Raw genomic sequence first — 17,256 nt, forward strand, 5'->3', positions numbered from 1 at the left:
GATTTCGGAATGGCTACATGCCGGAGCGATGTTGGTGTGCCGCCGGTCTTCGACTATCGAGTCCATGCGGTCTTGCCTCGTCGTGGGGTGATGCAGACGAGACGGCCGTGAACGAGAGCATTCTGGCGGACATTCCCGGGCGCGGGCCGCATGCGCTAAATCAGTTGCGTGCCATGACGGCCGACATCTGCGACGTCATTCCGCTCACCGCGGAGGACGACTTCCATGTCACCAGCGTGACGACGATGACCGGCAATGCGCTGCTGGTCGACACGCGCGCCACCGATCAGGAATACGACCGGACACCCGCGCACGTCGCCCGCGGCGCGATGGATCACTTTCAGATCACCCTGTGTGTCGAGGGCGGGATGCAGTTCAGCTCCGGCCGGCGCGAGGTGACACTGCGGCCGGGCGACATCGTTCTCATCGACATGGCGCAGCCAAACCGGACCGTGCTGCGCGCCGGATCCGGCCGCACCCGCCTGATGGTCATCATCCTGCAACGCGCGATGCTCGCGCCGCGGCTCGCACATCCGGATTCGGCGACGGCAACCCTGCTGCCGTCGGACCACCCTCACGCGCGGCTCCTCGCCAGCCACTACGCGGCGCTCGGACTGCCCCCGGAGCCCGAAGCCGGCAGCACCGGGGCCACGATCGAGGCGATTGCCGACATCGTCGCCGCGGCCGCCGGCGGGACGGCCGACATTGCGGCGGGCGTCGAACGGGCCGAACGGCATCTTTATCTCGCGATGATCAAGCGCCACATCGCGCAGAATCTCGAGACCGACGCCCTCTCCGTCGAAGAGCTTTGCCGCCACTTCCAGATCTCGCGCGCGACGCTCTACCGGCTGTTCGAGGCCGATGGCGGGCTTGCGCACTACGTGCGTGAGCAACGGCTCAATCTTGCGTTCCGAGGACTGCTCTCGCCGGCTACACAGGACAACCGCCTGATCGACCTTGCCGTCGGCATGCGCTTCAGCAGCGACTCCACCTTCATCCGCGCATTCCGCCGCAAGTTCGGCGTGACACCAGGCGAATTGAGGGAAATGGCCGAGACATGGCTCCGCGAGACCGGAGCGATCCCCGCCATCGACACGGTGCTGCACCAATTGGCCCGACGCCGCACGTCGCAGCCGTAAGAGACGCCGGCGCGGCGTCCGGTTTGTCGCTTGCGCCCCGGCAGGATATGACTCTGATCACGGCCGAAATGTTGCGGCCAGATTGAGAGCCTCGGCGTGACTGACGAAATCAAGCTCGTCCTCTTCGACATGGACAATGTCCTCTGCGACTACGACAGGGGGAAGCGCGTTGCGCGTCTCGCCGAGCTTGCCGGGACCAGCAACGAGTTCGTTCACAACGCGATTTGGGACAGCGGATTCGAACAACTTGGCGATTCCGGCGCGCTCGATGCCGAAGACTATCTGCGAGGTTTCGGCGAACGCATCGGCTATCCGCTGTCGCTCGCCGAGTGGGTCGAGGCGCGACGCCGGTCGATGCAGGCCGATCGCGCGATGCTGGAGATTGCCGGACAGCTGCGCCGAACCGTCGAAATTGCGATCCTGACCAACAACACCACGCTGGTCGCCGATCACATCGACACCCTGCTGCCGGAATTGCGGCCGCTGTTCGGCTCCAAAATCTACACCTCGGCCCAGTTCAAGACTGCGAAGCCCGATCCGCGCTGCTTCCGCCTCTGCCTGTCGGAGCTCAACGTAAAGCCCGAAACCGTCCTGTTCGTCGACGATCTCGCGGCGAATGTCGCCGGCGCGCGCGAGGCGGGCCTCTTTGCGCATCACCACAGGTCGGCGGCGACTTTCAGACAGGCTCTTTCGGAGCGCGGCCTGCTTGCGGCCGGGTGAATACGCGCTCCGTCTTCGCCGGCATCAGGCCAGATGACACGCCACGAAGTGTCCGCCCGCGCCTTCCTTCAGCTCCGGCGCGCTTTCCGAACACCGCGGCTGGGCGATCGGACAGCGGGTGTGGAAGTGGCAGCCGGACGGCGGCTTCATCGGGCTCGGCACGTCGCCCTTGAGGCGAATGCGTTCGCGCTTGAGCTTGGGATCGGGCACCGGCACCGCCGACAGCAGCGCCCTGGTGTAGGGATGCTGCGGATTGCGGTAGAGATCGCTCGCTTTCGCCAGCTCGACGATGCGACCGAGATACATCACGGCGACGCGGTCGGAGATGTGCTCGACCACCGACAGGTCGTGCGCGACGAACAGATAGGTGAGGTTCAGCTCGGCCTGGAGATCCTCCAGCAAATTGATCACCTGCGCCTGGATCGACACGTCGAGCGCGGACACCGGCTCGTCGCAGACGATCAGCTTCGGCTCGACCGCGAGCGCGCGCGCGATCACGATGCGCTGGCGCTGGCCCCCGGAGAACTCATGCGGATAGCGGCGCATGTGCTCGGCCTTGAGTCCGACTTTCACCAGGAGGCCCGCGACGCGCTCCTCGCGCTCCTTGGCCGAAGACGCGAGATTGTGGATGGTGAAGGCCTCGCCGAGGATCGCGCCGACCGTCATGCGCGGATTGAGCGAGGCGAACGGGTCCTGGAACACGAGCTGCATGTTCCGCCGCATCGCGCGCAAATCGTTGCCACCGAGCTGGCGCACGTCCTGGCCGTCGAACACGACCTCGCCGTCGGTCGGCTCGATCAGGCGCAGCACGCAGCGCCCCGTCGTGGATTTGCCGCAACCGGACTCGCCGACGAGACCGAGCGTCTCGCCGCGGTTGACCGAGAACGAGACCCCGTCGACCGCATAGACGCTGCCGACCTGGCGCGACAACAGGCCGCCGAGCACGGGGAAATATTTCTTCAGGCCGCTGACGCGGAGCAAGGGCTCGGTCATGCCGTGCCTCCCAACTGCGTATCTCCCAGATGACAGGCCATGCGGTGGCCGGGCGCGATCTCGCGCAGCAGCGGCTCCTTCTCGGTGCAGACGTCCATGGCGAACTTGCAGCGCGGCGCGAAGCGGCAGCCGACCGGCGGATTGATCAGGATCGGCACCGAGCCGCCGATGGCTTCGAGCCTTGTCTTGTGCTCGCTGTCGAGATCGATGCGCGGGATCGAGCGGATCAGGCCCTGCGTATAGGGATGACGGGGATCGCCGAAGAGATCCTCGACGGGAGCTTCCTCCACCACCTTGCCGGCATACATCACGACGACGCGCTGCGCGGTCTCGGCGACGACGCCCATGGCGTGGGTGATCAGCATCACCGCCATGCCGAAGCGTTCCTTCATGTCCTGCAAGAGGTCGAGGATCTGCGCCTGGATAGTGACGTCGAGCGCGGTGGTCGGCTCGTCGGCGATGATCAGCTTCGGCCTGCAGGCGAGCGCCATCGCGATCATCACGCGCTGGCGCATGCCGCCGGAGAACTGGTGCGGATAGTTGTGCACGCGGCCTTCGGCGTTGGGGATCTGCACCAGCTTCAGCATCTCGATGGTGCGCTCGAGCGCCTGCTTCTTCGTCACCGCTTCATGCCGGCGCAGGCTCTCGGCGATCTGCTCGCCGACGGTGAGCACCGGATTGAGCGAGGTCATCGGCTCCTGGAAGATGAAGCCGATCTCCTTGGCCCTGATCTCGTCGAGCTGACTGCTCGTCAGCGGCACGAGATCGCGGCCCTCGAAGATGATCTGGCCCGCCGCGATGCGGCCCGGGGGCATCGCGATCAGCTTCAGGATCGACATCGCGGTCACGGTCTTGCCGCAGCCGGATTCCCCGACGACGCAGAGCGTCTCACCCTTGTTGATGGAGATGTCGACACCGTCGACGGCCTGCAGGATGCCGTCGTCGGTCGAGAAGTGGGTTTTCAGCCCTTTGATTTCCAGCAGCGGCGCCATCAGATCACCCGTCGCGCATCGAGCGCGTCACGCAAGCCGTCGCCGATGAAGTTGATGGCGACCACCGCGATGAAGATCGCGCCGCCCGGGAACAGCGCCCAGTGCGGGCCGATATCGAGGAAATCCTTGGCGTCGAACAACAGCCGGCCCCAGGTCGGAGTATCCGGCGGGAAGCCGAGGCCGAGGAAGGACAGCGTCGATTCCGCGATGATGGCGGCAGCGACGTCGATGGTGCCGGCGATGATCACCGGACCGAGCGCATTGGGCAGGATGTGCCGCACCACCTGGCGCACCGGACTTGCGCCGAGCGCACGGGCGGCTTCGACGAACTCCTTCTCGCGGATCGACAGGAACTGCGCGCGCACCAGCCGCGCGACCGGCATCCAGCGCAAGCCGCCGATCACGAGCACGATCAGGATGAAGATGCCGCCCTCGGGACCGAACATCTGCTTCAGCCCGTCGCGGAACAGATAGATCAGCAGCAGCAGCAGCGGCAATTGCGGCAGGGACAGGAAGAGGTCGGTGAGCCACATCAGACCGTGGCCGAGCGCGCCGCGCGACATGCCGGCGAGCGCGCCGATCAGCACACCGATGAAGACCGAGACCAGCATCGCGGCAAGGCCGACCGCAAGCGAGATGCGCCCGCCATAGATCATGCGGGCAAGGATGTCCTGCCCGAGATCGTCGGTGCCGAAGGGATGGGCAAGCGACGGCCCCTGCATGCCCGCCACGATATCGATGTCGTCGATCTTGACCCGCCAGACGAAGGGGCCGGCGACCACCGCCAGGATCAGAATGAGGAGCAGAAACGCACTGACCACGGCGAGCTTGTGGCGGCTGTAGCGCCGCCACATCTCGCGCCAGGGCGAGTAGACGCGCCGCTCAGCGGAGGGAGATGCGAGGGTCAAGCCAGCCATAAAGGACGTCCGCGATGAGATTGAACAGCACGACGAGGCACGCGAAGACGAAGGTGACGGCCATCACCACCGGCGTGTCGTTGGAAAGGATGGAGGAGATCAGCAGCGAGCCGATGCCGGGGATCCGGAAAATCTGCTCGGTGACGATGGCGCCGCCGAACACGGCCGGCATCTGCAGCGCGATCAGCGTCACCACCGGGATCATGGCGTTGCGCATGACGTGCTTGACGATGACCTTGGCCTGCCCGAGCCCCTTGGCACGCGCCGTGGTGACGTAATCGAGCCGGATCACGTCGAGCATCGCCGAACGCACGAAGCGCGTCATCGACGCCGCCTGGAACAGGCCGAGCACCGCCACCGGCATGATCGCCTGCCGGATCATCTCCAGCACCCAATGGATGCCGGTGCCCTTGATATCGGTCGTATAGACGAAAGGCAGCCAGTCCAGCGTGACCGAGAAGATCAGGATGAACAGGATGCCGGTGAAGAAGGTCGGCAGCGAGAAGCCGACGAAAGCGAGCGTGTTGGCGATCTGGTCGAACAGCGAATAGGGCTTTGTCGCCGCATAGACCCCGACCGGGATCGCAACCAGGAGCGCCAGGATCTGCGCCGAACCGATCACGTAGAGCGTCGCCGGCAGGCGCTGGAGGATCAGCGTGTCGACGTTCATCCGGCTGACGAAGGAGAAGCCCCAGTCGCCGTGCAGCATGGCATTGAGCCAGTGCAGGTAACGAAGGTAGATCGGATCGTCGAGGCCGAACTTCGCCCGAAGCGCGAGAGCGACTTCGGGCGGTACGTTCGGATTGGTCGCCAGTTCCGAGAAGGGATCGCCGGGCGCCAGGGCAAGCACGACGAACAGCACCAGGGAGATGCCGAGCAGACTCGGAACGGCGATCAGCAGACGACGCAGGACATACTGACTCATAACGGACGATCCCGGTTTAAGCCTGCGTGATCATTCCTCCCGGTACCAGTCGAAGAGATTGTCGGTCTCGTTGGCCCAGCCGGAAACGACCGGCCGCAGATTGTTGGCGGCCGCCTCGACCTTCAAGCGGTGTTGCACCGGAATGAACACGGTGTCCTGGTACATGAGGTCGTTGGCCTTGATGTAGAGCGCGGCACGCTTGACCGGATCCATCTCGCCGTCCGCAGCCTGGATGGTCGCGTCGTACTCCTTGTTGACCCAGCGCGGGAAGTTGGTGCCCTGCCACTTGTTCTCCTTGGTGGCGACCAGGGTCGAGAGATAGCGGCGCATGTGCTGCGACGGATCGGGCTGGCTCAGCGGGATCTGGAACATCTCCATGTCGGCGTAGAACTTGGAATAGGTGTCGGGATTGCCGACGTCGGAGGAGAAGAACACGGAGGCGACGACGGATTTCAGTTCGACGTCGATCCCCGCCTTCTGGCAGGCCTGCTTGACGATCGCCTGCGTCTTCTGGCGCGGGCCGTTGATCGAGGTCTGGTAGAGGAGCTTCAGCTTCTTGCCGTCCTTCTCGCGGATGCCGTCGGCGCCCGGCTTCCAGCCGGCATCGTCGAGGATCTTCGAGGCCTTCTCCACGCTGAATTCCCACGAGGTGTTCTTGGACACGAACTTCTCGGGACCGTTGAGGAAGTTGGCGGTGGTGCGGCCGGCCCGGCCGTAGATCGCCTTCTTGACCGACTCGCGATCGATCAGCAGCGAGATTGCCTTGCGCACCGCCGGATCGGAAAACAGCGGGTGCTTGGTCTTGATCGACGAGCGTTCGCCATCGACCTCGGTGTTGGGGTCGGTGAAGTTCAGTGCGATGAACTCGGTGTCGCCGCCGACCGCGTAGACGGTCTTGCCCTTGCCGCCCTTCTCCAGGCGCAGCAGCACGTCGTCCTCGACCTGGATGTTCCAGCCGAAATCATACTCGCCGGTCTGGATCACCGCGCGCGCGGCAGAGACGGCATCGCCGCCGCCCTTCATCTCGATCGAATCGAAATAGGGGCGGTTCGACATGTGGTAATCGGGATTGATCACGCCGCGGACAAGATCGCCCGGCTTGAACTCGACGAACTTGTAGGGGCCGGTACCGACCGGCGAGAGGTTGGTCGGCGCCTCCCGCGATTTAGACCCCATATAGTCCTTGAACAGATGTTTCGGGATGATGGTGTTGGGAGCCCCGACAAAGGCGTCGGCCCAGAACGGCGTCGGCTTGTTGAAGAGGATGCGAACCGTGAGGTCATCGACCTTCTCGACCGTGATCTCGCGGAGCGTCGCGATCGTCAGTGCGGAGGTCGCCGGATCCTTGGCATATTCCCAGTTGAACACGACGTCGTCGGCCGTGAAGGGCGCGCCGTCATGCCATTTGACGCCGGGCTTGAGCTTCCAGGTCACCGACTTGCCGTCGGCGGCGAGGCCGCCGTTCTGGATCGAGGGAATTTCGGCGGCCAGAACCAGCTTCATGTTGCCGTCGGGATCCCAACAGGCGAGCGGCTCGTAGAACAGGCGCGCGCCGTCCTGGTCCTTGGTGCCGGTGGCGAAGTGCGGATTGAGCAAGGTCGGTCCCTGCCACCACAACAGCTTCAGCGCACCACCACCGCCACGCTTGGTCGGCTTGTAGGTGGAGGCACCCTCGGCCATGGCGACGCCGCCAAGCGCGAGGATCTGGTTGGCGAGCGGCGCCGTGAGGCCGACCGCGGCCATGCGCGTGATGAAGGCGCGGCGGTCCATCCGGCCATCCTTCACCTGACCGATCATCGAACGCAGTTCTTTATCCAGCATCGTTGTCCCCCGTCTGGTTCCCGTATGGATGCAGGCAGCCGCGCCGCGGCCGCCGGGTTTTGCTGGCGGTAGATGGCACACCGAATGGGCCGCGCGTCAACTGCGACCGTGTGTATGCAAACGGTGTTCTGACTGTCTGTTGGGCAAAAGCAACGTTCGCAGCCCATCCGCTCGGCAATCCAGCGTCAAAACACGCTGGATTTCGCGCTGCACTGCGGAAAATTTGTTCGCCGGATCAGACGAAGTATCGAGGCGAAATTCTACGCCACGGACATGTTCAGCGGCGGCGAAACGTGGTCCGGCAGCGGGCAGACATAAGGTGTCTTGGCCGTCCGCTTCTGAAGATCCGCCTTCGCGGCCTTGATCAGCTCGGGATCCGTCAAGGCCTTGATGCCGATACCGGCCATCGCCTTGGCCGCCTGCACCATCGCCTTGTGAGCGTGTCCGCTCTTGCCCTGCGCCACCACCTGCCAGGTGTGGAACGGCGTGCCGATTGCAACCGTCGGTGCATGGACCTGCACGGTCGGCACCACCCAGCTCACGTCGCCGACGTCGGTCGAGCCCACCAGCGGGTTTCGCTTGGCATCGAGCGGCACCAGGAAGTCGGCCAGCGGCCGGTCGGTCGGCTCCATGCCGATCGCGTAATAGACCGACGCGATGTCCTTGTCGCTGAGCGTCGCGCGGATCTGGGTCGCAAAACCCTTGTCGGCGTCGTCGAAATGCGGCGGCCCGAGCTCTTCCATCACCCGGTGCAGCGCCTGCTCCAGCGGGGTGTTCGGCAGGATGTTGGAGACCGCGGAGATGATCTTCATCTCGACCTTGGTCTCGGTCATCAGCGCCGCGCCTTCCGCGATCTTGCTCACGCGTCCGACCAGCTCGTTCATGCCGGGCAGATCGCGGGCGCGGATCGAATAGCGCACGCGCGCATGCGCCTGCACGACGTTGGGAGCGATGCCGCCGGTGTCGAGCAGCGCGTAATGCACGCGCGCGTCGCTCGGCATGTGCTCGCGCATGTAGTTCACGCCGACGTTCATCAGTTCCACCGCGTCGAGCGCGGAGCGGCCGAGATGGGGCGAGGCCGCCGCATGCGAGGTGCGGCCGGTGAAGATGAAGTCCGCGCGGGTGTTGGCGAGCGACGGCGTCACGGCCACTTCCCAGAAGCTGTGCGGATGCCAGGTGATGGCGATGTCGGCGTCTTCGAACGCTCCCGAGCGCACCATGAAAGCCTTGGCTGCGCCACCCTCTTCAGCCGGGCAGCCGTAATAGCGCACGCGGCCGGGCACCTTGTTCTCGGCGAGCCAGTCCTTCACCGCGGTCGCGGCGAGCAGCGCCGCGGAACCAAGCAGATTGTGGCCGCAACCATGACCATGACCGCCGGTCTCGACCGGCCTGTGCTCGGCGACGCCCGCCTCCTGGCTGAGGCCCGGCAGCGCGTCATATTCGCCCATGAAGGCGATGACCGGACCGCCCTCACCCCACTCGCCCATCAGCGCGGTCGGGATTCCCGCGACGTTCTCGGTGATACGGAAACCCTGGTGACGCAGCTCGGCGAGATGCTCGGCGGCGGACCGCGCCTCGGTGTAGCACACCTCCGGCATGCCCCAGACCTTGTCGCTGAGGTCGATGAAACGCGCCTTGATCGTGTCGACGCCACGCCAGATGTCGCTGCGGTTATCCATGCTTCGGTCCGTGATCTCTTGGTCAAACGAAGCGGCAATGGTTAGCAGCTTCATTGCATCCCGCCTAGCACCTCGCGGGACAGCAGCCATGCGGCCGGTGCCGGAATAGGCAGCCGCTTGCCGCCTGTGCAGGCGTTCATGTGCCTTTCCAGGAATTCACGCGGCGTTCTCCGGAATAGTTGGGAACGAGGCTTTCAAGACGGCCTCCCCCGGCCTAAATTATGCGTGCTTCGCGCGTCGTTCCGCAGCAATGGCGGAGCGATGCTCTCAGCCAGGAGAACTCCATGCCCGCCCTGACCGAATGGAGAGTGCCGCCGGCCAATCAGCCGCGCGCGAGCGATTACAGTTTCGATCTCGACCGCGCGCTCGCGTCCGTCGTCGGCCTGCACGCCATCATCCCGCCCGACGCCTTCAGTGCCGAAACGCTGGGCACCGAACGCGCCGGCAACGGCGTCGTGATCGACCACGGGCTGGTGCTGACCATCGGCTATCTCATCACCGAAGCAGAGTCCGTGTGGCTGCATCTCGGAGACGGGCGCGTGGTGGAGGGGCATGTCCTCGGCTTCGATGCCGCGACCGGCTTCGGGCTGGTGCAGGCGCTCGGCCAGCTGGACGTCGACCCCCTGCCGCTCGGCACATCGGAGGAAACCCGGGTCGGCGACCGCGTCGTGGTCGGCGGCGCCGGCGGGCGCACGCGCTCGGTCGCAAGCCAGATCGTGGCCAAGCAAGAATTCGCCGGCTACTGGGAATATCTGCTGGATGAAGCCGTCTTCACCTATCCCGCACATCCGAACTGGGGCGGCACGGCGCTGCTCAACGAGCGCGGCGAGCTGATCGGCATCGGCTCGCTCCAGCTCGAGCGCGAACGCGACGGCAAGGCAGAGCATGTCAACATGATCGTGCCGATCGACCTGCTGAAACCGGTCCTCGACGACCTGCGCAAGTTCGGCCGCGTCAACAAGCCGGCGCGGCCCTGGCTCGGGCTCTACTCGACCGAGATCGACAATCGCGTGGTGGTGATCGGGATCTCCGCCAACGGCCCGGCCGCGCGCGCCGAGCTCAAGACCGGCGACGTCATTCTCGCCGTGGACGGCGACAAGGTTACGAGCCAGACCGCCTTCTACAAAAAGATGTGGGCGCTCGGCGCCGCCGGCGTCGACGTGCCGCTCACCGTGCATCATGAAGGCGTCACCTTCGACGTCACGGTGACCTCGACCGACCGCTTCAAGCTCCTGAAGGCGCCCAAGCTGCACTGACAAGACCGAACTGACATCAGGCAAGGAAAGCGGCGATGACCGAGGCCGTCGTTGACGACATCGTGGCCGTGCTGCCGCCGCTGCTCAATGCGCTGGAAGCACTCGGCTTCTTCACCCGGAATCTGCATCCGCCGGCCTTTGCCTCGGTGATGAATGCGGTCGGCATGCCCGACGAGGCCCTGCAAGCGGCTCACGCTGCGATCGGCACCTGGCCCGAGCAGTTCACCGGGCTGCGCGAACGGCTCGACCGCGCCTGCAATGAAGCGCTCGCCGCCTTTGCCGGCATACGCGAGGTCGAGCGCGGCAATGGCGATCTCGTCGCGGTCTTCCGCGCACTACGCCATGTGCCGCGTGCCCAGGAGGCGCTGTACCCGCTGTCGACCCAGTTTCCGCCGGTGAGCGGCTTCTTCCTCAACGCCGCCAATCGCGAGAACGAAGATTTGCTGGCCCGGCTGGAAGCCGGCGCGGGCGAACACACCGGCATCTTCCACGACCACAACGAGCCCGGCAGCCGTGGCGGCTTTTCGGTCTATGTGCCCGAATATTACACGCCCGATCGCGCCATGCCCCTGGTGATGGCGCTGCATGGCGGCAGCGGCAACGGCCGCGGTTTTCTCTGGAGCTGGCTCCGCGACGCCCGCAGCCTTGGCGCGATCCTGGTGGCGCCGACCGCGACCGGTTCGACCTGGGCGCTGATGGGCGACGATAGCGACACGCCGAACCTCACGCGCATTCTCGACACCGTGCGCAGCCGCTGGACGATAGATACCTCGCGCATGCTGCTGACCGGCATGAGCGACGGCGGCACGTTCTGCTACGTCAGCGGCCTCGACGGCGCCTCGCCCTTCACGCATCTCGCGCCGGTGTCGGCAACCTTCCATCCGCTGATGGCGGAGATGGCGGACGCCGCGCGCCTGCAGGGGCTGCCGATCTTCATCACCCACGGCAAGCTCGACTGGATGTTTCCGGTACAGACCGCGCGCCAGACGCAGGCCACCCTCTCCGCCGCCGGCGCCGACGTCACCTATCGCGAGATCGACGACCTCAGCCACACCTATCCGCGCGAGATCAACGCAGAGCTGCTGGAGTGGCTGAACGGCGGATGAACGGGTCGTCCTTGCCTGCGCCGCACTGCCGCGGAACCATAACTCCGGGCCGACGTTATCGCCCGTCACCGGAGGTTCGCTATGCAGACTTTTTTCGGAATGATTTTGGGCGCACTGCTGCTCGGTTGCGGCGTGTACGTCTATGACTCCATGCAGACCTCGTCGGTCGCCAATGGCGAGGTCGCGACCACCAATCGCACCATCGTGAACTGGGATGTCGCCAAGGCCGATTGGGATGCCCTGCGCGATCGCGCGCACAAGGACTGGGTCCGCATCTCGTCGAAGTAACGATGCCGTATCATGAACGAGGCGCCGTCGCGGGTCCGCGGCGGCGCCTTTGTGTTGGCTGCGATCGATGCCGCCTGTTTCAGTTCATCTTGGCCTTGCGGGCGTCGGCGATGACCTGCTCGAACTCGGTCATGCTGAGCACGCCCGGCACGCGATATTTGCCGACAATGAAGGACGGGGTTCCGCGGAAGCCGAAGGCTTCGGCCTGGTCGTTGTTGCGCTTGAGGACCGCGTCGATATCCTTGCCGCGGTCGTTGAGGTCGCGCTTCAGGCGGTCCATGTCGACGCTGGCGGCCGCGAGCAGCTCGTTGATGCGCGGCTCTGTCAGGCGCGAGCTGACGCCCATCATGGCGTCGTGCGCCTGATGGTATTTGTCCTGGTACTTGGCCGCGAGCGCGATGCGCGCCGCGGTGACCGAGACCGGCCCGAGGATCGGCCAGTCCTTCATCACCAGCCTCACCTTGCCGTCGTCCTGTACGACCTGGCGCAGCTCCGGCTCGAGCTTGCGGCAGTAGGGACAATTGTAGTCGGACCATTCGATGATGCTGACGTTGCCGTCGGGATTGCCGGCGACAGGAACATCGGGGTCGCGCAGCACCTTGGCTTCGGTCAGCACCTCGTCATCATCGGCGGCCGCGCGCGCAGACGTGATCCTGCCTGCCGCAAGGGCACCCGCCCCGATCAGCGTCAGCGCCGCACGCCGCGTCGCCACGAGGCCCTTATTCCTGAATCCAGCCATATCTCGTCCCGTTTCGGTCCCATCGCCGCAAATACGGCTCGGGACCGGGAATTGTTACGCGTCATATAGAGCGTTGCGGGCACGATGTCATCGCCATGCTATGCGCGGATCCCGGCCGGCGCTTGCGAAGCCGTGGCGCGGGGGAGCATCGCCATCAGTGTCCCGGTCATCGTTGCGATCAGCGTGGTCTTGCCGTCATGCTCGGCAAAGGCCCTGGCCTCGCAGAAGGTGAGCGTGCGGCCGGGCTTGACCACCTCGGCCTTGAAGACGAAGCGCTCGCCACGGGCGGGAGCGAGCAGCGTGGTCTTGAACTCCACGGTGAGAATATCGGCCTCGGGCGGCATCAGGGTGAAGGCGGCGACACCGCAGGCATTGTCGAGGCCCGCGGTGATGATGCCGGCATGGACAAAACCGTTCTGCTGCGTGAAGGCGGGCGAATGCAACATCGCCAGCTCGACTTCGCCCGGTGCGAGGCGGACGATCACGATGCCGAGCGTCCGCATCGCCGGCTGGGCCTCGAACATGGCAATGGTAGCCGCACGATAGCCCGGGTTTTTCGGCTCGAATGTGGCCATGGCTCAGACCTCGGCCGGCTCGGCGAGATGCCTCAAGGCGACCTCGCGGATCGCATCCGTGAACGGCGCCGACTTCCGCTGGCTACGGTCCATGTGCACGCCGGTGATCTCGCAGAACGCAGCCATCTCGCCGGTCTCGGCATTCGCCATGTCGTGCCGGAAACGGATCGACTTGTCGCGAACCTCGAGCAAATAGCTGCGGATCTCGACGATGTCGCCGGCAAGCAGCTCGCGCTTGTAGGTGATGTTCTGCTGCACGGCGGCCATGCCGCGGCCGGACGAGCGCAGATAGCTCGGCGTCAGCCCGAGGCGGGCGAACAGATTCCAGTTGGCCTCGTCGAATTTACCGACATACCACATGATGTTCATGTGGCCGACGTGATCGCACTGCCACGGATAGACCGTGCCGCGATAGGTCGCCTCCCGCATCGCAATTCCTCCTGCCGTTTTCCGTCTTTTGATTGTTGATACGGTAGCGTATCAGGACCCGGTCGCGTTAGCAATACGGCACCGTATCAAGAACCGGTGAGGCTTTCTTCATGAGCGACGGCAAGGGCGATGTCTGGGTCGAGGCAGGATTTACCGAGCTCGCCCGCTCGGGGGTCGAGGGCGTGCGCGTCGAGGTGCTCGCCAAGAATCTCGGCGTCACCAAGGGCGGCTTCTATCGCCGCTTCGCCGACCGCGCCGCGCTGCTCGATGCCATGCTGGAACGCTGGCGCGAGGGGCGCGCGGCGTCGATCGCGCAACAGACCAGCCTCGACGGGCAAGAGCCCCGCGAGCGGCTGAAGGCGATGATCCAGCTTTATTCCGAACGCCTCAATCCGGAGGGTATGGCGATCGAGCTCGCGATCCGGCAATGGGCTCGCTCGGACGAGATCGCGGCAGCGGCCGTCGCGAGCGTGGATGCGGCGCGGCTCAAGCACGTCGCCGAGCTCTATCGCGCGACCGGCCTCGAGGCGGAGGCGGCCGATGCGCAGGCCTTCCTGTTCTACTGCTTCATCTTCGGCCAGAGTCTGCTGTTCGTCGAGCGCGGTCCGCGCAAGCGATCGCAGCTCGTGGCGAAGTCGGCCGAGAAGCTGCTCGACTAGAGCCATTTCCGTTCCGATGGAATCGGAACGGGGCTCTGGATTCTTGTCTTGACGCGTTTTCCTTACGCGAACCGGTACCCACTTCGCTCGAAAACGCTCCGAATGAAATGGCCGGAGCTCTGCTCCGGCCATCGCGTCCGCTCGAAGCTCAGGCGGCGCCCTTCAGCTTCTTGTTGCATTCGCTGTAATAGCCGCCGCCCTTCTCGATCCACTTCATGCCGCCATTGCCGTTGGTGGCCTTGTTGGCGTTGTACTGGTCGACGCAGGTGTGGAGACGCGCTTTGCCGGCGGTCTCCTTGGCGTATTTCGGATCGACCGCATTCGGATAGATCGCGGGGCCGGCCGGCAGGGTCGGCGCGGCAGCGGGGGCGGCCTCCTTCTTCGCCTGCTTCGGCTCGGCGGGAGCTGCGGGCGCAGCCGGAGCCGCCGCGGTCGGCGCAGCGGCAGGCGTCGCATCAGCACCGCACTGGGCCTTGCGGAAGTCATTCCACTTCATGGTACCGAGCGAGCCGTCCTTCTTGGCGGCCTGGTATTTCGCGCTGCACTCCTGCGAGGTCAGCGCCTGCACCGGTGCGCTCGCAACCAGCGCGGCAAAGCCAGACACGACAGCGGCACACAGCAGTTTTGATTGAATGGTCATCCTTGGGTCCTCCTCCTTGGTCTTCCCCGACGGAAGTGAAACGAGGATTGCTATCCTAGCGTGCCGCCCGCTCGCGACAAGGAAGTGATGGCCCCTGCCGCCAAAATATAGTGATCCCCCCGGTTCGAATTATTCATGTCGCGTTCAGCAACGCGAGCCGACGTTCCCAGCCTTCGCCATTCTCGCAAGAAGAGTGCAACACCATGACCTTCACGTCTCGCCTCGCCGTCGTCGCCCTCGCCTCCCTGCTCGCCACCGGCACCGCCTTCGCCCAGACGGCCGCGCCGGCCGCCAAGACCGATGCCAAGAGCACAACTGCCGCCGCCCCCGCCGACAAGAAGGCGCCGAAGGAGCGCTCGGCGGAGTCGCTCGAATGCTCCAAGCAAGCGGACGCCAAGGCACTGAAGGGCAAGGAGCGCAAGAAATTTCGCCGTGAGTGCATGAAGGAAGCGAAGGCCGGCACCGCCGCCCCCGCGGCCGACAAGAAGTAAATCCGTCACAATACGGCTTTCGAGCATCCGTGAGAGGCGCGCGCATTGCGGCATGACGAGCCTGCAATTGTGCGCCTCTCGCTGATTTGCGATAAGGTGGCGTGAAGCAAATCACCGCCTCCCTGCCGTTCGAATGGCCGAGCCGTGCCGAGATCTTGAGCACGGTGGAGACGCTCGTCATCGGCACCGCGGGCGGACTGGCGTTTTTGCTTGCGGGCCTTCCAGGCGGGCTGATCTCGGGCTCGATGATCGCGGTCGGAATCGCCGCGATCGCCGGACGCAAGCTCACGCTGCCGCCGATCCTGACCCAGACCGTGCTGGTGCTGCTCGGCATTTCGCTGGGCTCGGTCGTCTCGCGCCACCTGCTTCAACAGGTCAGTGCCTATCCCCTCACCATCGGCCTGCTTGCGCTCGCGACCTTCTGCTCGACCTTCGGTTCGAGCTATTACCTCCAGCGCATCCACGGCTGGGACCGCACCTCGGCCTTCCTCGCCGGCAGCCCCGGCGCCCTGTCGCAGATCACGATTTTGGCGGTCGAGCGCGGCGCCGACCTGCCGGGCATCGCGGTGGTGCAGACCATGCGCGTCATCATCCTCACCGCGGCGCTGCCGATGGTGCTGGCGATCGCGGGGGTCGCGCCCTCCGCGGCGCCATCGCTGACGACGGCGATCGCCTCGCCGCTCGACCTTGCGATGCTGGTCGCAGCCTCGCTCGCTGCGGCGCTGCTGCTGCGGCTGATCAAGTTTCCGGCGAGCTGGATGTTCGGCGCGATGATCGGCTCCAGCGTGTTGCACGGCGCCGACTGGGTCGAGGGCGGCCTGCCGAACTGGGTGCGCGGCGTGGCCCTGATCGGCATTGGCGCGCTGATCGGCAGCCGCTTCGCGCGGATGCGGATCAAGACGCTCGCCGGACACATCAATGCGGCGCTGGGCTCGTTTGCCGTGGCCATCGCGGTGTCGGCGATCTTCGTCGGCATCGTCGCGCTGACCACCCAAGTGAAACTCTCGGACGTCGTCGTCGCCTTCGCGCCGGGCGCGATGGATGCGATGCTGGCGCTGGCCCTGACGCTGCACATCGACCCGATCTTCGTCGGCGCCCATCATCTGTCGCGCTTCGTGTTCGTGACGATCGCGACACCGGGCATCGTGCACCTGTTCGGCCGCACCCAGGACGATGTGGACGATTGAGGAGGCATAGCTTCCGGGTGGGCTAAGGCGCGTCAGCGCCGTGCCCACCATGCAACCGCATTGTCGCTAGGAATGGTGGGCACGCTGCGCTTTGCCCACCCTACGGCATCTGAGCTAGCGCTTCGCCGTCGCCACAAATCCCCACGCGGCAATCGCCGTCATCAACAGCGAGATCAGCACGTTGTAGCCGGCGAGCGAGAGGCCGAGGAAGCGCCACTGCACCTCGTCGCAACGGACCACCTTCACGGTGTCGAGCCGCGAGAGCAGATCATTGGCGCTGCCGAGATTGACGACGGGGCCCGAGCAATCGGTCGGTCCCTTCCAAAACCCCCATTCGACGCCGGAGTGGTAGGTGCCGAGCCCGGCATTGGCGAGCGCCGCCAGCGCGAGGATCGCTAGGCCGGCGAGCAGCAGCGGCCGCGGCGCGCCACTCCGCGCCGCGAGCGCCGTGAGCGCACCGACCGGGATCGCAAGATAATAGGCGTAGCGCTGCTCCAGACACAGCGGACAGGGCAGGATCTCCAGCACGAGCTGGAAGAACCAGGCGCCCGCGATGGTCGCGGCGGCAATCAGCGTGACGAGAAGCGAGGCGGTCAGCGCAGGACCGGTCGCAGCAGGCCTGAACGCAGGTATCGCGTCACTCTGGGTCGTCACGGCAGCCTCTTCTGGATCGGTCGCTTTCTTAAGCCTCTAAACCCGG

19 protein-coding genes are annotated in these 17,256 nt (G+C 65.3%); 8 read left to right on the plus strand and 11 right to left on the minus strand.

The window, feature by feature from the left end:
- Nucleotides 1–107: 107 nt before the first annotated feature.
- Nucleotides 108–1,139, plus strand: a complete 1,032-nt coding sequence (locus tag NLM15_RS40735; protein ID WP_254123580.1) for a helix-turn-helix domain-containing protein — start codon at nt 108–110, stop codon at nt 1,137–1,139.
- Nucleotides 1,140–1,235: 96 nt separating this feature from the next.
- On the plus strand, nt 1,236–1,859 hold the full coding sequence (locus NLM15_RS40740) for an HAD-IA family hydrolase (protein WP_254123582.1): 624 nt from the start codon (nt 1,236–1,238) through the stop codon (nt 1,857–1,859).
- Nucleotides 1,860–1,883: 24 nt separating this feature from the next.
- Here the strand turns inward: NLM15_RS40740 and NLM15_RS40745 are convergent, their stop codons facing one another.
- The 6 genes from NLM15_RS40745 to NLM15_RS40770 form a co-directional block, all read right to left on the minus strand.
- On the minus strand, nt 1,884–2,852 hold the full coding sequence (locus NLM15_RS40745) for an ABC transporter ATP-binding protein (protein WP_254123584.1): 969 nt from the start codon (nt 2,850–2,852) through the stop codon (nt 1,884–1,886).
- On the minus strand, nt 2,849–3,844 hold the full coding sequence (locus NLM15_RS40750; protein WP_254123586.1) for an ABC transporter ATP-binding protein: 996 nt from the start codon (nt 3,842–3,844) through the stop codon (nt 2,849–2,851). Before NLM15_RS40750 ends, NLM15_RS40745 begins: the two co-directional genes overlap by 4 nt.
- Entirely contained in the window at nt 3,844–4,761 is a 918-nt protein-coding gene (locus NLM15_RS40755) for an ABC transporter permease (protein ID WP_254123588.1), read from the minus strand. The genes NLM15_RS40750 and NLM15_RS40755 overlap by 1 nt, the downstream gene beginning before the upstream one ends.
- A complete protein-coding gene (locus tag NLM15_RS40760) occupies nt 4,727–5,686 on the minus strand; it encodes an ABC transporter permease (protein ID WP_254123589.1) in 960 nt (319 codons plus the stop codon). The genes NLM15_RS40755 and NLM15_RS40760 overlap by 35 nt, the downstream gene beginning before the upstream one ends.
- 30 nt (nt 5,687–5,716) lie before the next feature.
- A complete protein-coding gene (locus tag NLM15_RS40765; protein WP_254123590.1) occupies nt 5,717–7,507 on the minus strand; it encodes a peptide ABC transporter substrate-binding protein in 1,791 nt (596 codons plus the stop codon).
- Nucleotides 7,508–7,767: 260 nt separating this feature from the next.
- A complete protein-coding gene (locus tag NLM15_RS40770) occupies nt 7,768–9,186 on the minus strand; it encodes a M20 family metallopeptidase (protein ID WP_254123591.1) in 1,419 nt (472 codons plus the stop codon).
- 284 nt (nt 9,187–9,470) lie between these two features.
- On the opposite strand from NLM15_RS40770, the gene NLM15_RS40775 reads away from it, so the two are divergent.
- The 3 genes from NLM15_RS40775 (at nt 9,471) to NLM15_RS40785 (ending at nt 11,836) form a co-directional block, all read left to right on the plus strand.
- The gene (locus NLM15_RS40775) at nt 9,471–10,442 is read left to right on the plus strand and encodes a S1C family serine protease (RefSeq protein ID WP_254123592.1); all 972 of its coding nucleotides are present in this window, start codon (nt 9,471–9,473) and stop codon (nt 10,440–10,442) included.
- A 35-nt stretch (nt 10,443–10,477) separates the two neighbouring features.
- Nucleotides 10,478–11,548 carry a phospholipase gene (locus NLM15_RS40780; RefSeq protein WP_254123594.1) on the plus strand — a complete coding sequence of 357 codons (1,071 nt, stop codon included), beginning with the start codon at nt 10,478–10,480 and terminating at the stop codon, nt 11,546–11,548.
- Between the two features lie 81 nt (nt 11,549–11,629).
- A complete protein-coding gene (locus NLM15_RS40785) occupies nt 11,630–11,836 on the plus strand; it encodes a hypothetical protein (RefSeq protein ID WP_028159206.1) in 207 nt (68 codons plus the stop codon).
- Nucleotides 11,837–11,915: 79 nt separating this feature from the next.
- Here NLM15_RS40785 and NLM15_RS40790 read toward each other — a convergent pair whose 3' ends face one another.
- From NLM15_RS40790 to NLM15_RS40800, 3 genes are all read right to left on the minus strand, one after another.
- Complete coding sequence (locus NLM15_RS40790) at nt 11,916–12,575, minus strand: DsbA family protein (RefSeq protein ID WP_254123596.1); 660 nt, start codon at nt 12,573–12,575, stop codon at nt 11,916–11,918.
- 98 nt (nt 12,576–12,673) lie between these two features.
- Nucleotides 12,674–13,150 (minus strand): PaaI family thioesterase, encoded by a 477-nt coding sequence (locus NLM15_RS40795; RefSeq protein WP_254123597.1) that lies wholly within the window; start codon nt 13,148–13,150, stop codon nt 12,674–12,676.
- Nucleotides 13,151–13,153: 3 nt separating this feature from the next.
- Nucleotides 13,154–13,579, minus strand: a complete 426-nt coding sequence (locus tag NLM15_RS40800) for a thioesterase family protein (RefSeq protein ID WP_254123598.1) — start codon at nt 13,577–13,579, stop codon at nt 13,154–13,156.
- Nucleotides 13,580–13,689: 110 nt separating this feature from the next.
- Between NLM15_RS40800 and NLM15_RS40805 the strand changes: the two genes are divergently transcribed.
- A complete protein-coding gene (locus NLM15_RS40805) occupies nt 13,690–14,238 on the plus strand; it encodes a TetR/AcrR family transcriptional regulator (protein ID WP_254123599.1) in 549 nt (182 codons plus the stop codon).
- 148 nt (nt 14,239–14,386) lie between these two features.
- Here NLM15_RS40805 and NLM15_RS40810 read toward each other — a convergent pair whose 3' ends face one another.
- A complete protein-coding gene (locus NLM15_RS40810; protein WP_254123600.1) occupies nt 14,387–14,878 on the minus strand; it encodes a hypothetical protein in 492 nt (163 codons plus the stop codon).
- Between the two features lie 203 nt (nt 14,879–15,081).
- Between NLM15_RS40810 and NLM15_RS40815 the strand changes: the two genes are divergently transcribed.
- A complete protein-coding gene (locus NLM15_RS40815; protein WP_254123601.1) occupies nt 15,082–15,369 on the plus strand; it encodes a PsiF family protein in 288 nt (95 codons plus the stop codon).
- Between the two features lie 101 nt (nt 15,370–15,470).
- Nucleotides 15,471–16,556: an AbrB family transcriptional regulator gene (locus tag NLM15_RS40820; RefSeq protein ID WP_254123602.1), complete on the plus strand. Its 1,086-nt coding sequence runs from the start codon at nt 15,471–15,473 to the stop codon at nt 16,554–16,556.
- Nucleotides 16,557–16,670: 114 nt separating this feature from the next.
- Here the strand turns inward: NLM15_RS40820 and NLM15_RS40825 are convergent, their stop codons facing one another.
- Nucleotides 16,671–17,210, minus strand: a complete 540-nt coding sequence (locus NLM15_RS40825) for a disulfide bond formation protein B (RefSeq protein ID WP_254123603.1) — start codon at nt 17,208–17,210, stop codon at nt 16,671–16,673.
- Between the last annotated feature and the right edge of the window lie 46 nt (nt 17,211–17,256).

The organism is Bradyrhizobium sp. CCGB20 (assembly GCF_024199855.1).
In the GTDB taxonomy this organism is placed as follows: domain Bacteria; phylum Pseudomonadota; class Alphaproteobacteria; order Rhizobiales; family Xanthobacteraceae; genus Bradyrhizobium.

What these genes read in the sequence shown, in the direction of transcription:
- NLM15_RS40745 (WP_254123584.1), bottom strand. Translation starts at nt 2,852, where the DNA reads ATGACCGAGCCCTTGCTCCGCGTCAGCGGCCTGAAGAAATATTTCCCC.
- NLM15_RS40750 (WP_254123586.1), bottom strand. Translation starts at nt 3,844, where the DNA reads ATGGCGCCGCTGCTGGAAATCAAAGGGCTGAAAACCCACTTCTCGACC.
- NLM15_RS40755 (WP_254123588.1), bottom strand. Translation starts at nt 4,761, where the DNA reads ATGGCTGGCTTGACCCTCGCATCTCCCTCCGCTGAGCGGCGCGTCTAC.
- NLM15_RS40760 (WP_254123589.1), bottom strand. Translation starts at nt 5,686, where the DNA reads ATGAGTCAGTATGTCCTGCGTCGTCTGCTGATCGCCGTTCCGAGTCTG.
- NLM15_RS40765 (WP_254123590.1), bottom strand. Translation starts at nt 7,507, where the DNA reads ATGCTGGATAAAGAACTGCGTTCGATGATCGGTCAGGTGAAGGATGGC.
- NLM15_RS40770 (WP_254123591.1), bottom strand. Translation starts at nt 9,186, where the DNA reads ATGGATAACCGCAGCGACATCTGGCGTGGCGTCGACACGATCAAGGCG.
- NLM15_RS40775 (WP_254123592.1), top strand. Translation starts at nt 9,471, where the DNA reads ATGCCCGCCCTGACCGAATGGAGAGTGCCGCCGGCCAATCAGCCGCGC.
- NLM15_RS40780 (WP_254123594.1), top strand. Translation starts at nt 10,478, where the DNA reads ATGACCGAGGCCGTCGTTGACGACATCGTGGCCGTGCTGCCGCCGCTG.
- NLM15_RS40785 (WP_028159206.1), top strand. Translation starts at nt 11,630, where the DNA reads ATGCAGACTTTTTTCGGAATGATTTTGGGCGCACTGCTGCTCGGTTGC.
- NLM15_RS40790 (WP_254123596.1), bottom strand. Translation starts at nt 12,575, where the DNA reads ATGGCTGGATTCAGGAATAAGGGCCTCGTGGCGACGCGGCGTGCGGCG.
- NLM15_RS40795 (WP_254123597.1), bottom strand. Translation starts at nt 13,150, where the DNA reads ATGGCCACATTCGAGCCGAAAAACCCGGGCTATCGTGCGGCTACCATT.
- NLM15_RS40800 (WP_254123598.1), bottom strand. Translation starts at nt 13,579, where the DNA reads ATGCGGGAGGCGACCTATCGCGGCACGGTCTATCCGTGGCAGTGCGAT.
- NLM15_RS40805 (WP_254123599.1), top strand. Translation starts at nt 13,690, where the DNA reads ATGAGCGACGGCAAGGGCGATGTCTGGGTCGAGGCAGGATTTACCGAG.
- NLM15_RS40810 (WP_254123600.1), bottom strand. Translation starts at nt 14,878, where the DNA reads ATGACCATTCAATCAAAACTGCTGTGTGCCGCTGTCGTGTCTGGCTTT.
- NLM15_RS40815 (WP_254123601.1), top strand. Translation starts at nt 15,082, where the DNA reads ATGACCTTCACGTCTCGCCTCGCCGTCGTCGCCCTCGCCTCCCTGCTC.